The sequence below is a fragment of the Sphaerotilus hippei genome (genome assembly GCF_003201595.1).
Classification (GTDB): Bacteria; Pseudomonadota; Gammaproteobacteria; order Burkholderiales; family Burkholderiaceae_C; genus Sphaerotilus; species Sphaerotilus hippei.
In genome coordinates this window covers 106,235-126,197 of the sequence record NZ_QJJS01000014.1, presented here as the reverse complement: position 1 = coordinate 126,197, position 19,963 = coordinate 106,235, and the positions used below count along the sequence as shown (strand labels likewise).

16 protein-coding genes are annotated in these 19,963 nt (G+C 72.4%); 7 read left to right on the top strand and 9 right to left on the bottom strand.

Annotated elements, in window-relative coordinates; translation table 11 throughout:
- Nucleotides 1–202: 202 nt before the first annotated feature.
- Nucleotides 203–793, top strand: coding sequence for an HD domain-containing protein (locus tag C7444_RS14770; protein WP_211317573.1), 591 nt, complete (start codon nucleotides 203–205; stop codon nucleotides 791–793).
- On the opposite strand, the gene C7444_RS14765 is transcribed toward C7444_RS14770, so the two are convergent.
- The 6 genes from C7444_RS14765 to C7444_RS14740 all read right to left on the bottom strand — a co-directional run bounded on the left by C7444_RS14765 (nucleotide 778) and on the right by C7444_RS14740 (nucleotide 5,667).
- Nucleotides 778–1,359: a sterol desaturase family protein gene (locus tag C7444_RS14765; RefSeq protein WP_211317572.1), complete on the bottom strand. Its 582-nt coding sequence runs from the start codon at nucleotides 1,357–1,359 to the stop codon at nucleotides 778–780. The two genes, C7444_RS14770 and C7444_RS14765, sit on opposite strands and share 16 nt — an antisense overlap.
- A gap of 134 nt (nucleotides 1,360–1,493) precedes the next feature.
- Nucleotides 1,494–2,381 (bottom strand): transglutaminase-like domain-containing protein, encoded by an 888-nt coding sequence (locus tag C7444_RS14760; RefSeq protein ID WP_110401606.1) that lies wholly within the window; start codon nucleotides 2,379–2,381, stop codon nucleotides 1,494–1,496.
- 147 nt (nucleotides 2,382–2,528) lie between these two features.
- Nucleotides 2,529–3,416 carry a GGDEF domain-containing protein gene (locus tag C7444_RS14755; RefSeq protein ID WP_110401605.1) on the bottom strand — a complete coding sequence of 296 codons (888 nt, stop codon included), beginning with the start codon at nucleotides 3,414–3,416 and terminating at the stop codon, nucleotides 2,529–2,531.
- Between the two features lie 28 nt (nucleotides 3,417–3,444).
- Nucleotides 3,445–3,975 (bottom strand): hypothetical protein, encoded by a 531-nt coding sequence (locus tag C7444_RS14750; RefSeq protein ID WP_110401604.1) that lies wholly within the window; start codon nucleotides 3,973–3,975, stop codon nucleotides 3,445–3,447.
- 108 nt (nucleotides 3,976–4,083) lie between these two features.
- Complete coding sequence (locus tag C7444_RS14745) at nucleotides 4,084–4,794, bottom strand: Crp/Fnr family transcriptional regulator (RefSeq protein WP_110401603.1); 711 nt, start codon at nucleotides 4,792–4,794, stop codon at nucleotides 4,084–4,086.
- A gap of 159 nt (nucleotides 4,795–4,953) precedes the next feature.
- Nucleotides 4,954–5,667: a Crp/Fnr family transcriptional regulator gene (locus tag C7444_RS14740; RefSeq protein ID WP_110401602.1), complete on the bottom strand. Its 714-nt coding sequence runs from the start codon at nucleotides 5,665–5,667 to the stop codon at nucleotides 4,954–4,956.
- Between the two features lie 267 nt (nucleotides 5,668–5,934).
- On the opposite strand from C7444_RS14740, the gene C7444_RS14735 reads away from it, so the two are divergent.
- From C7444_RS14735 to amt, 5 genes are all read left to right on the top strand, one after another.
- Nucleotides 5,935–6,294 carry an OmpA family protein gene (locus tag C7444_RS14735; RefSeq protein WP_110401601.1) on the top strand — a complete coding sequence of 120 codons (360 nt, stop codon included), beginning with the start codon at nucleotides 5,935–5,937 and terminating at the stop codon, nucleotides 6,292–6,294.
- A gap of 95 nt (nucleotides 6,295–6,389) precedes the next feature.
- Nucleotides 6,390–6,635: a hypothetical protein gene (locus C7444_RS14730; RefSeq protein ID WP_146219406.1), complete on the top strand. Its 246-nt coding sequence runs from the start codon at nucleotides 6,390–6,392 to the stop codon at nucleotides 6,633–6,635.
- A gap of 3 nt (nucleotides 6,636–6,638) precedes the next feature.
- Nucleotides 6,639–15,272 carry a glycoside hydrolase family 94 protein gene (locus tag C7444_RS20695; RefSeq protein WP_245909586.1) on the top strand — a complete coding sequence of 2,878 codons (8,634 nt, stop codon included), beginning with the start codon at nucleotides 6,639–6,641 and terminating at the stop codon, nucleotides 15,270–15,272.
- 199 nt (nucleotides 15,273–15,471) lie between these two features.
- Entirely contained in the window at nucleotides 15,472–15,810 is a 339-nt protein-coding gene (locus tag C7444_RS14720) for a P-II family nitrogen regulator (protein ID WP_110401599.1), read from the top strand.
- A gap of 28 nt (nucleotides 15,811–15,838) precedes the next feature.
- Entirely contained in the window at nucleotides 15,839–17,572 is a 1,734-nt protein-coding gene (gene amt / locus C7444_RS14715) for an ammonium transporter (RefSeq protein ID WP_211317571.1), read from the top strand.
- Between the two features lie 55 nt (nucleotides 17,573–17,627).
- Here amt and C7444_RS14710 read toward each other — a convergent pair whose 3' ends face one another.
- Both C7444_RS14710 and C7444_RS14705 read right to left on the bottom strand, forming a co-directional pair.
- The gene (locus C7444_RS14710; RefSeq protein WP_110401621.1) at nucleotides 17,628–18,485 is read right to left on the bottom strand and encodes an OmpA family protein; all 858 of its coding nucleotides are present in this window, start codon (nucleotides 18,483–18,485) and stop codon (nucleotides 17,628–17,630) included.
- Nucleotides 18,486–18,509: 24 nt separating this feature from the next.
- Nucleotides 18,510–18,929: a DUF4398 domain-containing protein gene (locus C7444_RS14705; protein ID WP_245909585.1), complete on the bottom strand. Its 420-nt coding sequence runs from the start codon at nucleotides 18,927–18,929 to the stop codon at nucleotides 18,510–18,512.
- A gap of 159 nt (nucleotides 18,930–19,088) precedes the next feature.
- Here C7444_RS14705 and C7444_RS14700 point away from each other — a divergent pair, with 159 nt between their 5' ends.
- Nucleotides 19,089–19,331, top strand: a complete 243-nt coding sequence (locus C7444_RS14700) for a hypothetical protein (RefSeq protein ID WP_110401598.1) — start codon at nucleotides 19,089–19,091, stop codon at nucleotides 19,329–19,331.
- A gap of 2 nt (nucleotides 19,332–19,333) precedes the next feature.
- On the opposite strand, the gene C7444_RS14695 is transcribed toward C7444_RS14700, so the two are convergent.
- Nucleotides 19,334–19,939: a class II glutamine amidotransferase domain-containing protein gene (locus C7444_RS14695; protein WP_110401597.1), complete on the bottom strand. Its 606-nt coding sequence runs from the start codon at nucleotides 19,937–19,939 to the stop codon at nucleotides 19,334–19,336.
- Nucleotides 19,940–19,963 lie beyond the last annotated feature (24 nt).

The following is a 19,963-nucleotide window of genomic DNA, read 5'->3' as shown; positions in this document are numbered from 1 at the left end:
CTCAACGTGAAACGGATTGTGAAGAGGAGAACTGGACCGGAACATCGGGTCACTTCCGTCACTTGAGTCCGTCATTTGCCATCCCCCTTGTCAGGAAAATTCCTACGCGCTGTCAGCCTGTCACCGCCGGTTCACCGGGGCCTCACCAGGGTGTCACGGCGCCGGCCGACGATCGGGCCCCGTGTCCGGTCCAAGGCGTGTCATGCATTTCGTCGAACGCATCGAGGCGCTGTTCCTCGAGTTTGGTGCCCGCACCTGCAGCGCCGCCCCGCGCGAGCCGGTGAGTGCCCTGGCCCATGCGCTGCAGTGCGCGCAGCTGGCCGAATGGGCCGATGCGCCGCCCGAACTGGTGGCGGCCTCCTTCCTGCACGACATCGGCCATTTCATCGATGCCGCCCCCAGTGGCGGCCTGATCGACGATGCCCACGAACTGCGGGCCGTGCCTTTCCTCAGCCGCGGCTTCGGCGCCGACGTGGTCCAGCCGGTGCGCCTGCACGTGCAGGCCAAGCGGTATCTGGTGCGCACCGACGCCCGCTACCTGGGCAGCCTGTCGCCGGCGTCGCTGCAGACGCTGGCCCTGCAGGGCGGCCCGATGAGCGAGCCGGAGCTCTCGGCCTTCGAGGCCCTGCCCCATGCGCCACAGGCCTTGGCGCTTCGGCGCTGGGATGACCTCGCCCGGACGCCCGGCAAGTCGGTGCCACCGATCCAGCGTTACCTCTGCCTGCTGTCGGAGCTGTGCACCGAGCCGCGGGTGGCGGCCAGCGCGCCCGGACGGGGCTACGGCTCCTGGTGAGGCGACGGCTTCGGGTGCGGCCGGGGCGCACCGGGCTGGCAGATGCTGTCCAGCAGATGGTCCCAGAACGCGCTGGACACGCCGTAGCAGCCGGGTCGCCCGAGGTGATGGTGGCGTGCATGCCAGCGCTGGCGCCGCCTCAGCCAGCCGCGATCGGCATGCCAGTGGTGGATGGCGTGGTGCGTGACCGCATAGCCCAGGTAGCCGATCAGCAGGCCCAGCGTCAGGCCGCAGGCGCGCCACAGATCGCCCAGCAGCAGCGCGGGCAGGAAGACCAGCCCGGCGATCAGCGTGCCGCTGAGCACCGTCGGCGTGCAGATCAGCGCCTGCGGGCGCCGGTGGTGATCCTCGTGCCAGCGGCGGAACGGCTGCAGCCCGTGCAGCACGAAGCGGTGCAGCGCGTACTCGATCGCGCTCCAGCTCGCCAGCCCCAGCACGGTGAAACCGGCGATGCCGGGCCACTGCTCGGCCAGCGGGCCCCACATCAGCAGGAAGGCCAGCATCGCCAGCACCGAGCCGGCGTACAGCACGAAGTCCGCGCCGTAGGCCAGCCGGCTGTGTTCCATCGCAAAGATCCGCATGCCTGCCCTCGCCCGCGCCGATGGGTGGGCCCCGGTCGGAGCGCCGCATCGGCAGGCGTTCAAGGTAGCGGGTCGGGCCGCGGGCGTCGGTGCGACAGCGCACGCAGGCCCGCCGGACCTCAGACGCCGGTGTCGGTGACCGGGCCGAGGTCGGTCGACAGCGCCTGAGGGCTGTGCTGAGGCAGCACCAGGCCCCGGGCCGGATCGTCGACGGCGTCGGTCCGGATGACCGGCGGGTGGGCGACGACCCCGCCGAAGATGGTCGCGAAGGCCACGTCGGCCGCGTCGCGGCCGGTGGCCAGCCGCACCAGGCCCATCGGGATGGCCGTGCCCGAAGGATCGAAGATCACCCAGCGCCCCCCCAGATAGACCTCGACGTAGGCGTGGAAGTCCGGCGGGCCGAGGATCGGATCGGCGCCGTAGTCGGTGCCGGTGGTGAAGCGGGCCGGCAGGTTGACCGCCCGGCACAGCGCGATCATCAGGTGAGCGAAGTCGCGGCAGACACCGACCTGGTCGGCCAGCGTCTCGAGCGCCGAGGTGTTGCCGTTCGAGGTGTTGGAGCTGAAGGTGACCCGCTGGCCGACCCAGTCGTGGATGGCCTGCGCCCGGGCGTGGCCCTGCGGCAGGTGCCCGAACTCGTGGCCGGCGAACTGGAACAGCTGGTCCGACTGGCAGTAGCGGCTCGGGTAGAGGTAGGTCATCACCTCCGGGGGCAGCTGCTGGATCGGCACCTCCGCGAGGTCGGCGGGATCGGCCACCGCATGCGACAGCTCGATGGTGGCGTCGTAGGCCAGCTTCAGCTCGCCCGGTCCGGCGTGCAGGAACATCGTCCGGTTGCCGGTGGCCGGATCGACGTGCAGGCGCGGCACGACCGGCTGGCTCAGCACCAGGCGCTCGTCGAGCACCCTCTGGCAGGGGGTGTGGGCGGCGTGGATGTTGAACACGAAGTCCGCACCCCGGTCGCCGACCTCGTAGGCCAGCTCGAGGCCGAGTTCGAGCCGGATCATGCGGCGGGAGCGGCGACGAGGCGGCGCTGCGGTCGGGGGGCGGATTTTTTCACCGCCCGAGTATGCGCTGTCCGGGTCCGTGGTGCTGGCCTGTCTTGCGGACCTGGCGCCACGGGCCGGACCGCGCCCGGTGCGCCTCCGGTGCGATCAGCCCCGCGGCTGGTTCGGGCGTCGCGTCGCCGCGGCCGCCGTGTGCGGGGGCGGGGGCGGCAGCGCCGTGCCGTGCTCGAAGAAGGCGTGGCCGCAGCGCTGCCGCTTGGCGGCATACATCGCGGTGTCGGCGTTGTGCAGCAGGGCCTGCGAGGTGGTGCCGTCGGTCGGGCAGCTCGCGATGCCGATGCTCGGGTGCACGACCAGCTGCAGATCGCCCAGCTGCAGCGGGGCGGACACGGTGTCGTAGAGCTTGCAGGCCACCTGGCGCAGCTGCTCCGCATCGGGCTCGTCGGCCAGCAGGCAGGCGAACTCGTCACCCCCGAGGCGTCCGACCATGTCACCGGCGCGCATCGACCGGGCCAGGCGGTGGGCGATGATGCGCAGCAGCTCGTCGCCGATCTCGTGACCGTGCAGGTCGTTGATCGGCTTGAAGTCGTCCAGGTCGACGAACAGCACGGCCACGCGGGTGTGCCGGGCCAGGGCCTGGTCGAGGCGCTGGCTGAAGTAGCGGCGGTTGGGCAGCGAGGTCAGGCCGTCGTGCAGCGCCAGGTGGCGGGCCTGCAGCTCGCCGGCCTGCGTGCCGACGAGCTCGGCCCGGGCCTGCGACAGCGCGGTGCAGGCGCCGCACAGCGCCTGCTCGGTCTCGTGCCCCCGGGCCCGCTCCTGGTCGAGCATCGCCTGCAGCAGGCCGAAGGCGTCGAGGCATTCGGACACGCAGGTTCGCAGCGGGGGGGCGACGTCGCTGCCGCTCACCGCCGCCTGAAGGCGATCCCGGATCGCCTCGAACAGCGCGTTCCAGTCGGCGCACGGCACCCCGGCGGGGCCGTCCGTCGCCCGGGCGCGTGGAGTGGGGGCGGCGCTGCAGTCCTGGCAACGGGGCATGGCGTGTCCTCCTGGCGTCGGCGCGCGCTCAGAGCGTCGCGACGAAGTGATCGGCCCGGGCGGCTGCCAGCACGGCGGGCAGGTCCGATCCCACCCGGTCCGCCGGGCGCTGGCCGGCCAGCCAGGGGTTGGGCCGGGCGAACCAGGCAGCCAGGTGCCAGCCGTCCGTCGTCTGGCCGAGCAGTTCGCCGCGCACCTGCTGCGGCCCGGGCCGCACGCTCAGGTCGTCCAGGTTGAACTGGAACATCGGCACCCAGAAGGCGTGGCGCCATTCGAAGCCGAAGATGGTGCCCGAGGCGAGCAGCCGCGCCAGGCACACCTGATCGCCCTCGTGCAGGTCCGCCAGCATCGTCACCAGGTCGTCGGCGCGGGCGGTGCCGCCACTGGCCCGGTTGGCCGACAGCAGCGCGATGAAGCCGCTGCTGTCGGGGTGGTCGCGGATGGGCTCGGTGTCCCCTTCGAGGTCCGTGGCCCGCGGCCTCGAGGGTCCGCCCGCCGGGCGCGCACGGGGCGGGTGATGCGGCTGACGGACCGCGGGGCCGTTCTGGATCGTGGTCATGGAGGACCTCCCTGGAATGGAAACGAGCGCATCGGATGGCGTGCCTTGATGTCAGCTTGACCGCGGTCGGCATCGACGTCTGTGCGTTGTCCAACGAAGCCCGGCGGGTCATCCAGGCTCCTCGGGCCCGTGCATCACGTCGCGGTAGACCTGCCGGTCGGCGGCGTAGCAGCCGCAGGCGGCGGCCTCCAGCCCCGGCCGGTCCAGCACCTCGAGCTCGCCGCGGTGGTAGCGGATCAGCCCGCGCTGCTGCAGTGCGCCGGCGGCCACCGTGATGCCGACCCGGCGCACGCCGAGCATGCAGGCCAGGAACTCGTGGGTCACGTGGAAATGGTCGGCGTGGGCGCGGTCCTGGCTCATCAGCAGCCAGCGCGCCAGGCGTGAGGCGATGAGGTGGAAGCGCAGGCAGGCCGCCGCGGCCGCCTGCTGGGCCATCAGCACGTACAGGTAGCGGTGCAGGCGGCGCTGCAGCACGCCGCTGCGCACCAGCTCGCGCCGGAAGGCCGTGGCGCCGATGCGCAGCGAGGCTCCCGGCCCCTGCACCAGCGCCCGCAGCGGGGTCCGGTCCACGCCCAGGATCAGCTGCGCGCCGAGCATGCCTTCGCGCCCGACCATGCCGACTTCCAGCCCCGGGTGATCGTCGATCCGGGTGACCAGCGAGATGAAGCCGTCGACCGGGAAGTGCACATGGCGGGTGGCCTCGCCCGGCTCGCACACCACCTCGGAGAGCCTCAGGTCGACCGGCTCGCAGTGCTCGAGCAGGCGCTGGCGATCGGACGGGGGCAGCGATTCGATCAGGTGGTTCTGGGGGTGGGCCACAGGGGATGCTCGGACAGGAGGGGCGCCTCCGCCGGGCGGGGGGAGTCCCGGGATCGCGGCCGTGCGATGCAGGGGGCGATGCGAGGCTGCAGTCTGCCCCTCGCCCCGTCGCCCGACTGTGCCCCAGCCCACACAGGGGCGCATGACCCGGCCCCCCGCTCAGGTGGCCGGGCGGTCGGGCAGCAGGCGGTCGTATTCCTTCTTGACGACGGCATAACACTCGCAGGTGCGGTCCTCCAGCCCCGGCCGGTCGAGCACCGAGATGCGCCCGCGCGCATAGCGGATCAGCCCCAGCTTCTGCAGCTTCAGCGCCGCCTCGGTCACGCCCTCGCGACGCACGCCCAGCATGTTGGCGATCAGCTCCTGGGTCATCACCAGCTCGCTGCCCTGGAGCCGGTCCAGGCTCAGCAGCAGCCAGCGGCAGAGCTGCTGGTCCAGCGTATGGTGGCGGTTGCAGACCGCCGTCTGGGCCATCTGCGTGATCAGCGCCTGCGTGTAGCGCAGCAGCAGGTGCATCACGGGTCCGGAGCGGTTGAAGGCTTCCTTCAGGTCGGCCGCCTTGAGCCGGTAGCCCTGCCCCGCACTCTGCACCACCGCACGGCTGGGCGTGGATTCGCCGCCCATGAACAGCGAGATGCCGACCAGGCCTTCGTGCCCGACCACGGCGATCTCGGCCGACGCGCCATCTTCCATCACGTACAGCAGCGAGACGATCGCCGTGGTCGGGAAGTAGACATGGCCCAGCGCCACGCCGGACTCGTAGAGCACCTGGCCCAGCACCAGGTCGACCGGCTCGAGCCGGGGCTGCCAGCGCACCCGTTCGGGCGGCGGCAGTGCGGCCAGAAGCTGGTTGCTGATCGCGTCGGAGGTCATCGGCGGGTTTCCTGTCGGGGTGCGCAGCGCACCGTTCACTGTAGGGAACCAAGGTAACACCCTCTGTTCGCCAGCGCACACAAGGCGGCCGCGAATGCGCAGGGACGGCAGCAAGTGGTGATGTTTCGCAAGGGCGATGGCAGGGTCTTGGTCTGCCAGCGCACAGACGGGCTCATCCGGTGAGCCTAAAAAGGGGCTTCGATGAGCGGCACCGGATGTTCCGGCGTCCGTGCACCACCGAAGTCCCGCCTGGCCTGAAAGCATCGGATGATCTCCACTCGTGCGGGGCATGTCCTCGACCTTGGCCGCCATGGGCGCCTTGACGGCGGCCCCGCCTGCCCTGGCGCCGGATGGCCGCTCGACCACGTCGCCCGCGCGCTCGATGCCACCTGCCTCGGCACATCGGCGTATAAGCAGAAACTGTCGACGCAACGCGCCGAGTCGGTCAAGGACCATCTCGTCACCTCGGGCAAGGTCGACCCGATGAAGATCTCGGCCACGGGCCGGGGTGAAACCATGCCAGTGACCCAGCCTCAGGACTGCAAGGGCAACACCCCGAATGCCCGCCTGATCGCCTGCCTGCAAGCCGACCGCCGGGTCGAGATCGAGGTGACCGGCACCCGTTGAGCCCCCGTGATGCCCTGTCAGGGCATCCGGTGACCGGCTTCTTTCCTTTTCCCTTGACCGCACGCCCTCTCCGGGACGTGCGGGCGGAGCGCTTCATGACGAACACCAAGACCCGGGCCGACGCCTGCTGGACCACGGCCTCCGATGGAGGCAGTGCCGAGACCTCGCCGATGGAGCTGTCCGCGCTGGGCGAACACCTGACGGTCTGCCGCACCGGGCGCGGGCGCATGTTCGCGCTGCGCTGCGGGGCGGACGGGCTGCAGGGTTTTGTCGCCTCCCGCTTCGTGACCACGCTGGCCGCGGTGGCGATGCTGGCCGGTGCGCTGCTGATGGTGATCTGACGCATGGCGCCACCGACGCTGTCGCGCCTGATCCCTGCGGCTTCCCCGGCGCTGTGCCGGCTGCTCGACGTGGCGCGCGGACCGGTGCTGCCGCCGATCCGGTCCGAGATCTTCGGCGCCCTGCGTTTTGCGCAGCACGGCCGCAGCCTGGGCACGACCCACCGGGCCGCCCGTGCGGGCCTGCGCACCGCGACCTTCGTGCCGCGCCTGCGCAGCAACATCCGCATGCTGCGCGAGGCGCATGCCTACATCGGCCTGCAGGCCAGCACGGGCTATGACATCAGCCCCGCCGGCGAATGGCTGCTTGACAACTTCCACCTGATCGAGGCGCAGCTCAAGGAGATCCACGAGGGGCTGCCGCGCCGCTATTTCCGCAGCCTGCCGATGCTGATCGACGAGCCGCTGGCCGGTCTGCCACGGGTCTACGGCGTGGCCTGGGCCTTCGTGGCGCACACCGACGGCGCCTTCGACGACGATCTGCTGGTCGACTTCCTGCGCGCCTACCAGGACAGCCGCGAGCTCAACCTCAGCGAGATGTGGGCCCTGCCGACCACGCTGAGGGTGGTGCTGATCGAGAACCTGCGTCGCCTGGCCGAGCGGGTGGCGACGAGCAAGGCCGCCCGGGCGGCCGCCAACCTCTGCTGCGACGAGCTCGAGGGCATGGACCCGGGCCAGCTCGACCGGCTGCTGTCCCTGATGGAGCGACGTGGCCTGTCCCAGGTGTTCCTGGCGCAGATGGCGCAGCGGCTGCAGGAGCGTCGCCCGTCGCCGGGTGATGCCGACCCGACGCGCCACCACGACTGGCTGCGCCGCGTGCTGCCCGATCCAGCCGCGCTGCTGACCCGGCAGAGCGCCGAGCAGGCCGCCGACAACCTGAGCGTGAGCAACGCGGTGACCTCGCTGCGGGCGATCGGGGACGCCGACTGGCCGGACCTGGTGGCCCGCACCAGCCCGCTGATGCAGGTGATGCTGACCTCGCCGGTGTTCGAGGGCGAGGATGCCGCCACCCGCGACCAGACCCTGCACGCGATCGAGCAGCTCGCCCGGCGCAGCCGGCGCAGCGAGGTCGCGGTGGCGCGCACGCTGCTGGGCCTGATGCAGGCGATGGCCGCCCCGGGCAGTGCCACCGAGGTGGCCGGCCACTGGCTGGGCGGTGCCGGGCGGCCCGAGCTGGCCAGGGCGCTGGGCCTGCCCGACCACGAGCCCCTGCGCTGGCGCACGCGCCTGCGCGGCGCGCTGTTCCCGCTCTACCTGGGCGCGCTGCTGCTGGGCACGGCCGCCCTCGTGGCCTGGTTGAGCCGACACCATCCGGCGCCCGGGTCGACCCCGGCCGACTCGCCCTGGTGGCAGGGGCTCGGCGTGCTGCTGCTGGTCTTTCCGGCCTCCGAGGCGGTCGTGGCGGTGATGAACCGGCTGATCGGCGAGTCGGTGCGGCCCGACCGGCTGCCCCGGCTGGCCCTGGCCTCGGGCATTCCGGCGGCCCATCGGGTGCTGGTGGTGATTCCGGGGCTGCTCAGCGATCCGGCGTCCACCGCGCAGCTGGTGCACCGGCTGGAGATGCACCACCTCGCCAATCCGGAAAGCCAGGCCCAGTGGGCGCTGCTGACCGACTGGACCGATGCCGACACCGCGCAGCGGCCCACCGACGCCGCGCTGCTGGCCGATGCCCAGGCGCAGGTGCTGGCCCTCAACGGCCGCCATGCGCCGATGCCGCCGCGGGCGGATGCGCCCGCGCTGCTGCGTTTCATCGTGCTGCACCGCGAACGCCGCTTCAGCCCGACCGAGCAGCGCTGGATCGGCTGGGAGCGCAAGCGTGGCAAGCTCGAGCAGCTGCTCGACGCCCTGGCCACCGGCCGCGACACCAGCTTCATCGACCTGGGCGAACTGTCGCGCCCGGCCCCCGGCACGCCCCATCTGCTGACCCTCGACAGCGACACCCAGCTGCCGCCGGGCCGGCTGCGCGAGCTGGTGGGCGTGGCCGCCCACCCGCACAACCAGCCCCGCCTGTCGCCCGACCGGCACCTGGTCATCGGCGGCTACGGCATCCTGCAGCCGCGTGTGGTCACGCCCCTGCCGGCACTGGCCGAGCTGACCCGCTACCACTGGCTGTTCGCCGGGCGCTGCGGCACCGACCCCTACAGCGCCGCGACCTCCGAGGTCTACCAGGACCTGTTCGGCGAAGGCACGTTCACCGGCAAGGGGCTGCTGCAGGTGCAGGCCATGCATGCCGTGCTGTCGGCCCGGCTGCCCGAGGGTCAGGTGCTGAGCCACGACCTGCTGGAAGGCTCGCTGGCCCGCTGTGCCGCGGTGACCGACATCACGCTGATCGAGGAGGCGCCCTTCCATGCCGACGTGGCGGCCGCACGCCTGCACCGCTGGACCCGCGGCGACTGGCAGCTGCTGCCCTTCCTGCTGCGGCCGCGGCGTCACCGGCTGCGGGCGGTCAACCGCTGGAAGATGTTCGACAACCTGCGCCGCTCGCTGGTGGCTCCGGTGTCGCTGCTGCTGCTGCTGATGTCGCTGGCCGGCGAGGTCGTGGACCCCTGGGCCGCCCTGGCGCTGGTGGCGGCCGCCTTCGTCTCCGGGCCGCTGATGGGGGCGGTGGCCGGCCTGTCGCCGGGGCGCGAGGACCTGGCGCGGCGCCACTTCTACCGCCTCGGATCGACCGACCTGCTGCGCACCGTGTGCGGCGGGCTGTGGCATCTGGGCCAGCTGCTGCAGCAGTCGCTGCAGGCGGGGGACGCGATCGTGCGGGCCATCTACCGCACGGTCATCAGCCGCCGGCACCTGCTGCAGTGGACCACGTCGGCAGCCGAGCAGGCCTCGGCGCGCACCGGTTTCGCCGCGGCGCTGCGGCGCCACCGCAGCGAGCCGGTCATCGCCCTGCTGCTGCTGGGCGGGCTGCTGTGGCACGGCACGCCCGTGCCGGAGCTGGCCACCGTGCTGTGCCTGCTGTGGGCGGCCTCGCCGGTGTGGACCTGGTGGGTCAGCCGGCCCTACCTGATGCGCGCGGCCGCGCTGCCCGAGCCCGAGCGCGGCACGCTCGAGGGCATCGCCCGCGACACCTGGCGCTTCTTCGAGCGCTGCATCGGCCCGGACGATCACCACCTGCCGCCCGACAACCTGCAGGTCATGCCGGGCGACATGCTCGCGCACCGCACCTCGCCGACCAACATCGGCCTCTACCTGCTGAGCGCGGCCTGCGCGCGCCAGTTCGGCTGGATCGGCACGCAGGACCTGCTCGACCGCCTGGAGGCCACGCTGGCGACGCTGGCCAGCCTGAGCCGCCACCGCGGTCACCTGCTGAACTGGTACGACACGCAGACCTGCGCGCCGCTGCTGCCGATGTACGTCTCGACCGTCGACAGCGGCAACCTCAGCGGCCACCTGCTGGCGGTGGCCCAGGCCTGCCTGGAGCTGGCCCGCGCGCCGGCGGACACCGGCGCCATCCGGCGCGCGCTGGGGGCCTCGGCCCGTCGCCTGGCCCCGTGGTCACGGCGCTGGAGCGAGCTGCTGCCCACGCTGCCGGCCGGCTCGGCGCTGGACCGGCTGGTCGAGCTGGCCGATCCACCGGCCTTCGCGCGGCTCGATCCGGCCACCTTCACCGGCCTGCTCGACGAGGCCGGCGCCGAGCTGGCGGCCCTGTCCGCGCTGCGCGAGGCGGAGGTCACCGTGCCGCCGGCCCTGCCCGCGGCCCGCGACGAGCTGATCTGGTGCCTGGGCGATCACCTGGCCACGCTGCGCACCTTCTGGCGCGACGAGCAGGCCACGACCCTGGCGCCGGCCTCCGGCGAAGCCCGCATGGCCGCGCGCCTGCAGGCCCTCGCGCGGACCTGCGAGCAGATGGCCTGGCAGGCCGACTTCGCCTTCCTCTACCACCCCAGGCGCCACCTGTTCCACATCGGCTACCGGGTGGCCGAGCAGCAGCTCGACGCCGGCTTCTACGACCTGCTGGCCTCCGAGTCGCGGCTGACCAGCCTGCTGGCCATCGCCAAGGGCGACGTGCCCGTGAGCCACTGGGCCTCGCTCGGCCGGCCGTTCTACGCCGTGGGCGTGCATGCCGGCCTGCGGTCCTGGTCGGGCTCGATGTTCGAATACCTGATGCCCACGCTGGTGCTGGCCGAGCCGCACGGCAGCGTGCTGCACGACGCCTGCTGCGCGGCGCTGCGTGAGCAGATCGGCTTCGCCCAGGCCCAGCACGTGCCCTGGGGCATCTCCGAGTCGGCCTACGCCGGGCGGGACCACACGCTGGCCTACCAGTACGCCCCGCAGGGCGTGCCGCGGCTGGCCCTGCGCCGCACGCCGCCCGACGAGCTGGTCATCGCGCCCTACGCGACCGCGCTGGCCGCGCAGGTCGACGCCCACCGCGCGGTGGGCAACTTCCTGGCGCTGACGGCGCTGGCGGGCCGCGGCCGCTACGGCTTCATCGAGGCGCTGGACTTCACGCCGGTGCGCCAGGTCGATGCCGGCGTGGTCACGCCGGTGGGCACCTTCATGGCCCACCACCAGGGCATGAGCCTGGTGGCTCTGGCCAATGTGCTGCTCGACGGCGTCGCCCGGCGCTGGGGCATGGCCAATGCCCACATCGAGGCGGTGTCGTCGCTGCTGCAGGAACGTGTGCCGCGTGAGGTGTCGGTGCTGTCGGCTCCGCCGGCCGGCCCGCCGGTGCAGGTGCTGCAGCAGCGCACCCCGGGCATGCTGCGCGAGGTCCGCCCGGGCGCGACCGCGCTGGCACCCACCCACCTGCTGTCCAACGGCCGCTACAGCGTGTCGCTGCGTGCCAACGGCGCGGGCTGGAGCCGCTGGGGCACGGCGGGCATCACGCGCTGGCGCGACGATGCGCTGCGGGACGCCCACGGCAGCTTCTTCTACCTGCGCCGCGACCGGCAGGCGCAGCTGGTGTCGATCACCCAGCACCCGGCGCCCGATCCCGAGGCCGACTACCAGAGCACCTTCCACGCCGACCGGGTCAGCCTGGACGCGAGCTGGCCCGACCTGCAGTCGAGCATGACGGTCTGGGTCAGCCCGGAGGACGACATCGAGTTCCGGCAGGTCGAGCTGCGCAACCTGGGCGACCAGGTGCTCGACATCGAGCTGATCTCCACCTTCGACGTGACGCTGACCGACCCGCGGGCCGACGAGGCCCACCCCGCGTTCACCAACCTGTTCGTGCGGGCGCGCTGGCTGGCGAGTGCGCAGGCGCTGGTGTTCGAGCGGCGCCCGCGCCTGGTCACCGAGCGTGGCCTGCATGCGGCGCATTTCCTGGCCGACACCGATCCGCAGGTGGTCGGCCTGCGGTTGCAGACCGACCGGCAGCGCTGGCTGGGCCGCAACCGGCTGGCCAGCCAGCCGCTGGGGGAACTGGCGGTGGCCCCGGCCCACGACCGCCTGCTCGACACCGGGCTGGATCCGGTCTGCGCGCTGGCCGTGCGCCTGCGCATCCTGCCGGGCAGCAAGGCCAGGCTGACGCTGGCGACGGCCGTCTGCGACGACGGCGGCACGCTGGCGGCGGTGATCGACAAGTACCGCCAGCCCCGCCACGTGCAGCGGGCCTCGCTGATGTCGGCCACGTTGACCGGCATCCGCCTGCGGGCGCTGAACATCGGGGCCGAGCAGTTCGCCTGCGTGCAGACGCTGAGCACCGCGCTGCTGTTCAGCCTGAGCCGGCCGTCCACCGGTGCCGACCGGGCCGACGGCCAGGGGGTGCCGGTCCGCGACCGGCGGCTGCTGTGGCGCCTGGGCATCTCGGGCGACCGGCCGATCGTCGTGGTGACGGCCGGCATGCCCCAGGGCCTGGGCCTGATGCGCTCGATGGTGCAGGCGCTGCGCCTGTGGTCGTGGGGCGGGGTGGCCTGCGACCTGGTGGTGATCAATGCCGAGCCGGCCTCCTACCACCAGGGCCTGCACCGCGAGATCGCCGCGCTGCGCGAGCGTTACCAGGCCGACACCGGGACGGGCACCGGGCCGGCCGGTGCCGCGCTCTCGAGCTTCCACCTGCTGCGCGCCGACGAGCTGTCGGCCGACGAGCTGAGCACGCTGCATGGCCTGGCGCGGCTGAGCCTGCAGGCCGACGGCCGCCCGCTGCTGCACCATGTGCAGGCCTGGATCGAGCAGCACGAGGAGGCGTTCGAGCGCCGCCACGACCTGTCCACCTCGCCGGTGCCGACCCCGCGCGGGCCGGCCGTGGCGGTGCCCGCGCCGGTCGGCAGCTTCGCCGACGGATCGGGCGAATTCGGCTTCGAGGTCGGCATGACCTGCCGTCCGCCGCGGCCCTGGATCAACGTGCTGTCCAACCCGGACTTCGGGGCCCAGCTGTCGGAGAGCGCCGGCGGCTGCACCTGGGCGGTCAACAGCCGCATGAACCAGCTGACCGCCTGGTCCAACGACCCGGTGGCCGATCCGCCGTCCGAGTGGTTCCTGCTGCAGGACACCCGCTCGATGGAGGTCTGGAGCCTGGGCGCGTCGGCCTGGGGCCGGGCCGGGACGGGCTACCGGGTCGTGCACGGCCCGGGCCGCAGCCAGATCAGCCACCGCCACGGCGAGCTGGAGGTCTGCGTCACCTGGTGCGTCGATCCGCAGCTGGCGGTCAAGCAGGTGCGGGTGCAACTGATGCACCGGGGCGCACGGGCGCTGCACCTGCGCCTGGTCGGGCTGGCCGAATGGATGATGGGGGCCCACCGCAGCGACCGCAGCACGGTCTCCACCGCGCTCTACCGCCCGGCGCTCCCGGCGAACCCGCTGACCGCGCTGCTGTGCACGCAGCACGAGCGCTCGGCCGGCTTCGGTGACGGCACCGCCTTCCTCGCGCTGCTCGGCGGCGATGACGAGCACGACTGGACCTGCGACCGCCGCGAGTGCCTCGATGCCCGGGGCCGGCTGGTGCTGCCCGACCACTTCGGCCAGTCCGAGGGCGAGGGCCTGGACCCGTGCGCGGCGCTGTCGACGCGGCTGCTGCTGCGGCCCGGCGAGCGCGCCGAGCGGGTCTTCCTGCTCGGTCATGCGCACAGCCCGCAGGCCGCGCGGCAGCTGGTGGTCCGCGCGGGCGCGACCGCGCCGGAGCGGCGCCTGGAGCAGGTGGCCGCGCACTGGGACCGGCTCCTGGGCGCGACCACCGTGCGCACCCCGGACCCGCTGTTCGACGTGATGGTCAACCGCTGGCTGCTCTACCAGGCGGTGTCGTGCCGGCTCTGGGCCAAGGCCGGTTTTTACCAGGCCGGCGGGGCGACGGGTTTCCGCGACCAGTTGCAGGATGCGATGGCGCTGGCCTGGGCCGAGCCGGCGATGCTGCGGGCGCAGATCCTGCGCTGCGCCTCGCGCCAGTTCGTCGAAGGGGACGTGCAGCACTGGTGGCACCTGCCCGGCGGGGCCGGGGTGCGGACCCATTTTTCCGACGACCTGCTGTGGCTGGCCCATGCCTGCGTGCACCACCTGCGCGTCACCGGCGACCGCACCCTGCTCGACGAGCGGGTACCCTTCATCGAGGGCGTCACCATCCCCGAGGGCGCCGAGGACGCCTACGCCACCCCGAGCGTCAGCGCCGAGCAGGCCACGGTCTATGAACACGCCGCGCGGGCCATCGACCGCAGCCTGCGCGTGGGCGCGCACGGCCTGCCGCTGATGGGCAGCGGCGACTGGAACGACGGCATGAACCGCGTCGGCCACGAGGGGCGGGGCGAGTCCGTCTGGCTGGGCTGGTTCCTGTGCCAGCTGGTGGCCGACTTCGCGCCGCTGGCCCGCGAGCGTGGCGAGTCCGACCGGGCCCGGCGCTGGACCGAGGCCGCCGAGGGCTGGACCACGGCCCTGCTGGGGCCGGCCTGGGATGGCCAGTGGTTCCGGCGGGCGTTCTTCGACGGCGGACAGACCCTGGGCTCGCAGGCCGATGCCGAGGCGCGCATCGACCTGATCGCCCAGGCCTGGGCCGTGCTGTCCGGCGTGGCGCCGCCGGCCATGCAGGGCATGGCGCTGGCGGCGGTGGAGGCGCATCTGCTCGACCCGGTCGCCGGGCTGGTGCGCCTGCTCGACCCGCCGCTGGCCCATGCCGTGCCCAGCGCGGGCTACATCCAGGCCTACCCGCCCGGGGTGCGCGAGAACGGCGGCCAGTATTCACACGCCGGGGCCTGGACCGTGATGGCCCTGGCCCGTCATGCGCAGACCCTGGCCGATCCGCGCGCGGCCACCGACCTGGCCTACCGCTGCTTCACCTGGCTGAGCCCCGCCCACCGGGCGGCCCACCCGGCGCAGCGGGCGGTCTACGGCATCGAGCCCTACGTGATGGCGGGTGACGTCTGCTCGCAGCCGCCGTTCACCGGCCGGGGCGGCTGGAGCTGGTACACCGGGGCCGCCGCCTGGATGCACCGGGCGGCGGTCGAGTCCATCCTCGGCCTGCAGCTGGAGGCCCACCGCCTGCGCTTTCACCCCTGCCTGCCTTCGCACTGGCCCCAGGCGGAGCTGACGCTGCGTCGCGACGGGCGCACGATGCGTTTCCTGCTGCTGCGCGGTCCGACGCTGCGGGCCGTCGAGGCCCTGGTGCCGGCCGACACCCGGCTGCTGTGGCCCGGCGAGTGGCTGGCCTGGGTCGACCTGCCCCCGCAGAGCACCCTGCTGATCCCGCTGCTGCACGACACGCCGATCCGCTGACCCGGACCGGTGCCGCCACGCCCGATGCGCCACGACGGCCCACCCGGCGTGGTGACGCCCGGGATCCGCACCAGCGCGGTGCCAGCGTGCGCGTCCACCGGTGAGTCCGTGAGGCATTTCACGAAAAATGCCCTTTGGCGCAGAAGGTGCTTATCTCCCCAGGCTGTCTGTGCTCGATCCGTCCACCCGGGAGGAGACCATGAAACTGCTCGTCGCCATCATCAAGCCGTTCAAGCTCGACGACGTGCGCGAAGCGCTCGCCACCGTCGGCGTGCGCGGGCTCACCGTCACCGAGGTCAAGGGCTACGGCCGCCAGAAGGGCCACACCGAGCTGTACCGCGGTGCGGAGTACATGGTGGATTTCCAGCCCAAGGTGAAGGTCGAGGCGGCCATCGACGACGGCCTGCTGGAGCTGGCCATCGATGCCATCGTCGCGACGGCCCGCACCGGCCAGATCGGCGACGGCAAGATCTTCGTGTCCACGCTCGAGCAGGTCGTGCGCATCCGCACCGGCGAGGTCGGCACCGACGCACTCTGATGAACCCACGGACCCTGAAAGAGACCCCATGACGCGCATGCTCCGATGGCTGCTGCTCTGCACCAGCCTGCTCCTGAGTTCGATGGCGCTGGCCGCCGAGGACTTCCCCGGCACCCGGGTGCTGTTCGAGAGCGGCCAGGCCACCGTGCCGGCCGAGGCCGACCTGAAGCCGGTGCTCGATTTCCTGGCGGCCCACCCCGACGCGAAGGTGCTGCTGTCGGGCTTCGTCGACGCCACCGGCTCGCCCGAGGCCAACCAGGCCCTGGCCCGCCAGCGGGCGCTGGCCGTCGCGGCCGCGCTGAAGGCGGCCGGCCTGGACGAGGAGCGCATCGTGCTGCAGAAGCCCGATGACGTGACCGCCGGCGAGGGCGAGCAGGCCCGCCGGGTCGAGATCACGCTGGCCGTGCCGGAAGCGGCGCCCGCACCCGTGATCGACAAGGGCGACACGATGTGGATGATGCTGTCGACCCTGATGGTCATCCTGATGGCCGTTCCGGGCCTGGCGCTGTTCTACGGCGGCCTGGTGCGCGCCAAGAACATGCTGTCGGTGCTGATGCAGGTGTTCGTCACCTTCTCGCTGATCGTCGTGCTGTGGGCCGTCTACGGCTACAGCCTGGCCTTCACCGAGGGCAACGCCTTCATCGGTGGCTTCGACCGCCTGTTCATGAAGGGCCTCTGGGACCACGTCGCCGGCACCTTCGTGCCGGCCGCGACCTTCAGCAAGGGCGTCTACATCCCCGAGATCGTCTTCGCCGCCTTCCAGGCGACGTTCGCCGGCATCACCTGCTGCCTGATCGTCGGCGCCTTCGCCGAGCGTGCCCGCTTCGCGGCGGTGCTGCTGTTCATGGTGCTGTGGTTCACCTTCAGCTATGCGCCGATCGCCCACATGGTCTGGTACTGGATGGGGCCCGATGCCTACGCCAGCGCCGACGTGGTCGACGCGATGAACGCCAAGGCCGGTTTCATCTGGCAGATGGGCGCGCTGGACTTCGCTGGCGGCACCGTCGTGCACATCAATGCCGCCGTGGCGGGCCTGGTGGGCGCCTGGCTGTTCGGCCCGCGTGTGGGCTACGGCAAGGAGCTGATGGCGCCGCACAACCTGCCGCTGACGATGGTCGGCTCCGGCCTGCTGTGGGTGGGCTGGTTCGGCTTCAACGCCGGCTCGGCGCTGGAAGCCAACGGGGTGGCGGCGCTGGCCTTCATCAACACCCTGCTGGCCACGGCCGCGGCCGTGCTGGCCTGGTGCCTGGGCGAGGTGCTGGTCAAGGGCCGGGCCTCGATGCTGGGCGCAGCCTCGGGGGCGGTCGCCGGGCTGGTGGCGATCACGCCGGCGTCCGGCAACGTCGGCCTGGGCGGCGCGCTGCTGATCGGCCTGCTGGCCGGGCTGGTCTGCCTGTGGGGGGTCACCGGCCTGAAGAAGCTGCTCGGTGCCGACGACTCGCTGGACGTCTTCGGCGTGCACGGGGTCGGCGGCATCCTCGGCGCGCTGCTGACGGGGGTGTTCAACGCGCCCGGCCTGGGCGGCCCCGGTTTCGTGACCGACTGGGTCAGCGTGAGCATCATCGCCCCCGAGGCCTATTCCATCGCCAGCCAGGTCTGGATCCAGGCCAAGGCGGTGCTGATCACGGTCGTGTGGTCGGGCGTGGTGTCCTTCCTCGCCTTCAAGGTCGCCGACCTGGTCTTCGGCCTGCGGGTGTCGACGGAATCCGAGCGGGAGGGGCTGGACCTGCACGCGCACGGCGAGGTCGCCTACCAGGACTGACCGCCCGGCGGGCGTGCGGCCGGCCTTCCCGCGGCGGGAGGCCGGCCGCCCCCGGTCAGCGGGGGGCGATCGTGCCGCTGTCGTCGGACAGCACGATCTCGACGCGGCGGTTCATCTGCCGTCCGCCCGCGCTGTCGTTGCCGGCCACCGGATGGGCCTCGCCATAACCCTGACTGGTCAGCCGCTCGCTGCCGATGCCCATGCCCACCAGCGCGGTGCGCACCGCTTCGGCCCGCCGGTCCGACAGGGCCTGGTTGTGCGCATCGCTGCCGACGCTGTCCGTGAAGCCCTCGACCATCGCCTTGCGCTGCGGGTAGGCCTTCAGGAAGGCCACCAGCCGGTCCATGCCACGCAGGCCGCCGGACTTGAGCCGGTCTCCGCCGGTGTCGAACAGCACGTCGTCGATGGTGATCACCATGCCCCGATCGGTCGGCTTGGCGTTGAGTGCCTTGAGCTGCGCCTCCAGCTGGCTGTTGCGCACCTGGACGCTGCTGGCCTGCTGCTGTGCCACGTCCGCGCTGCGCCGGGCCACGTCGACCTCGCTGGTGCGGGCGGCCAGGCGCAGCTGGTCACGCACCTGGTTGGCGTTGGCCACGGCCTGCTCGGCGGCCTTCTGCTGGCCGGTCTCCTGGGCGATCGCGATCCGCTGGCGGGCCAGATAGGCCCAGTGATCGACCTCGGCCGGCAGGTCACGGCGGGTCCATGCCGCATCGGCCTGGTTCAGTGCGTCCGCGGCTTGCCGCAGCTCGACGCTGGCCAGTTCGCGGGCCTGCGGGTTGTCCTGCGCGGCACGGTAGTCGCTGCGGGCCTGGTCGAGCTGGGTGTTGGCCGTCGGCGCGCTGCTGCAGGCAGCCAGGGTGCCCATCGCCACTGCGGCGGTGAGGGTCAGGATGTAGCGGCATTGCTGTTTCATGGTCGGCTCCTGGTTCGACATCGATCAACGGGGCTGGCGAGCCATCTCTTCGCTCAGCACCCGCGCGGCTTCCTGCACCTCGACGGCGGCCTTGCGGGCCTTGGCCGCTTCGGCCTTGGCCTCGGCCAGCTGCGCATCGACCTGGGCCTTCTGGGCCAGCGACCGCGCGCGGTCGTGGTGCTCGGCGCTCATCTCCGCCCGGGCCCGGTCGAGCTTGTCGCGCGCCGAGCGCATCTCCACCGGTGCCCACTCGTTGCCACCCGCCCCGGCGGCGTGGGCCAGCGCGGCGGTCGAGACCGCCATCTGCGCGGTGGGTGGGGGTGTGCTGGCACAGGCGCCCAGCAGCAGCAGGCCCAGGCTGGCGAGCAGCACGGGCAGGCGGGCGATCGCCGTCGGGCGGTCGGGGTTTCGAGGCAGGCGTGAGCAGGTCATCGTGTCGTCCATCCATGGTTCGGGGATCCGGACGGCCAGATTGGGCTCAGGCGGGGCTGACGTCGGTGCGCTGACGCACGCAGGGGGCGATGCGCGGGCTCGGATCCGTCGGTGTCCGCCTGTGTGCCGTGGCCCACAGACAGGGCGTGCCGCCGCGCCCAGACTGACGGCATGACCCGAACCCACCGCAAGGCCGGCAGCACCCTGCCGTGTCCCGCCATCCCCTTCCGTCCGGCGCGCACCGCCACCGAGATCGCTGCGCAGCTGGAGCGGGACCGGGTGCTGGACGAATTCTCGATCCGCTTCGACGGTGTGCTCTACGAGCACGCGGGCCGGCGCTACCGCCAGCTCGACGATGCCATCCGCCAGGCGTGGCAGGGCCTTCGACCGGGCGATCGCCGCCCGGTGGACTGAACTCAGGCCGCCAGCGGCGCGGCCACCTCGTGCAGCCGGCTCCAGCGGCGGTCGTTGGAGACCTCCAGGCCGGTCATCGTGTCGTGCCAGTCGCCCGGCTGCAGCTGGTGCCAGCCGCGGCCCAGGCGCACGGCGCCCTGCTCGTCGAGCAGCACGACCATCGAGCCGTCGACCATCGGGGCCAGCAGGCGCGAGAAGCCCTGCGAGCGGATCAGCGCGGCGGCCTGCGCATCGCTCAGGCCCGACAGCATGTCGCGCAGCAGGGCGGCGAATTCGCAGGTGTCGCTGACCGCGGCGTCACGCAGCGCCAGGTGCGTCAGCGTGCCGTTGTGCATCAGCATCAGGCCGTCGCGCACCACGTAGGGATGGGCCATGTCCGGGCAGATCGCCCCGCGCGTGGCGTGGCGCAGGTGCACGTAGACCTCGGTGTCGTCCGGCAGCCCGGCGTTGTGGTCGACCAGTTCCTCGAAGGCCATGCCCCGCGACCGGATCAGCTGGCCGCGCTGCACATGGAAGCTGCCCCAGCCGTGGCTGTTGTGCTGCCAGGCGTTGGCGAGGAAATCGGTGGCGATCTGGCGTCCAGCGGGCTTCTTGATGATGAGGCACATGGCAGTTCGATGGCAGTTCGGTGC

Bases quoted from the DNA above. Each gene is read 5' to 3' on its own strand.
- C7444_RS14770 (WP_211317573.1), top strand. From the start codon at position 203: ATGCATTTCGTCGAACGCATCGAGGCGCTGTTCCTCGAGTTTGGTGCC.
- C7444_RS14765 (WP_211317572.1), bottom strand. From the start codon at position 1,359: ATGGAACACAGCCGGCTGGCCTACGGCGCGGACTTCGTGCTGTACGCC.
- C7444_RS14760 (WP_110401606.1), bottom strand. From the start codon at position 2,381: ATGATCCGGCTCGAACTCGGCCTCGAGCTGGCCTACGAGGTCGGCGAC.
- C7444_RS14755 (WP_110401605.1), bottom strand. From the start codon at position 3,416: ATGCCCCGTTGCCAGGACTGCAGCGCCGCCCCCACTCCACGCGCCCGG.
- C7444_RS14750 (WP_110401604.1), bottom strand. From the start codon at position 3,975: ATGACCACGATCCAGAACGGCCCCGCGGTCCGTCAGCCGCATCACCCG.
- C7444_RS14740 (WP_110401602.1), bottom strand. From the start codon at position 5,667: ATGACCTCCGACGCGATCAGCAACCAGCTTCTGGCCGCACTGCCGCCG.
- C7444_RS14735 (WP_110401601.1), top strand. From the start codon at position 5,935: ATGATCTCCACTCGTGCGGGGCATGTCCTCGACCTTGGCCGCCATGGG.
- C7444_RS14730 (WP_146219406.1), top strand. From the start codon at position 6,390: ATGACGAACACCAAGACCCGGGCCGACGCCTGCTGGACCACGGCCTCC.
- C7444_RS20695 (WP_245909586.1), top strand. From the start codon at position 6,639: ATGGCGCCACCGACGCTGTCGCGCCTGATCCCTGCGGCTTCCCCGGCG.
- C7444_RS14720 (WP_110401599.1), top strand. From the start codon at position 15,472: ATGAAACTGCTCGTCGCCATCATCAAGCCGTTCAAGCTCGACGACGTG.
- amt (WP_211317571.1), top strand. From the start codon at position 15,839: ATGACGCGCATGCTCCGATGGCTGCTGCTCTGCACCAGCCTGCTCCTG.
- C7444_RS14710 (WP_110401621.1), bottom strand. From the start codon at position 18,485: ATGAAACAGCAATGCCGCTACATCCTGACCCTCACCGCCGCAGTGGCG.
- C7444_RS14705 (WP_245909585.1), bottom strand. From the start codon at position 18,929: ATGGACGACACGATGACCTGCTCACGCCTGCCTCGAAACCCCGACCGC.
- C7444_RS14700 (WP_110401598.1), top strand. From the start codon at position 19,089: ATGACCCGAACCCACCGCAAGGCCGGCAGCACCCTGCCGTGTCCCGCC.
- C7444_RS14695 (WP_110401597.1), bottom strand. From the start codon at position 19,939: ATGTGCCTCATCATCAAGAAGCCCGCTGGACGCCAGATCGCCACCGAT.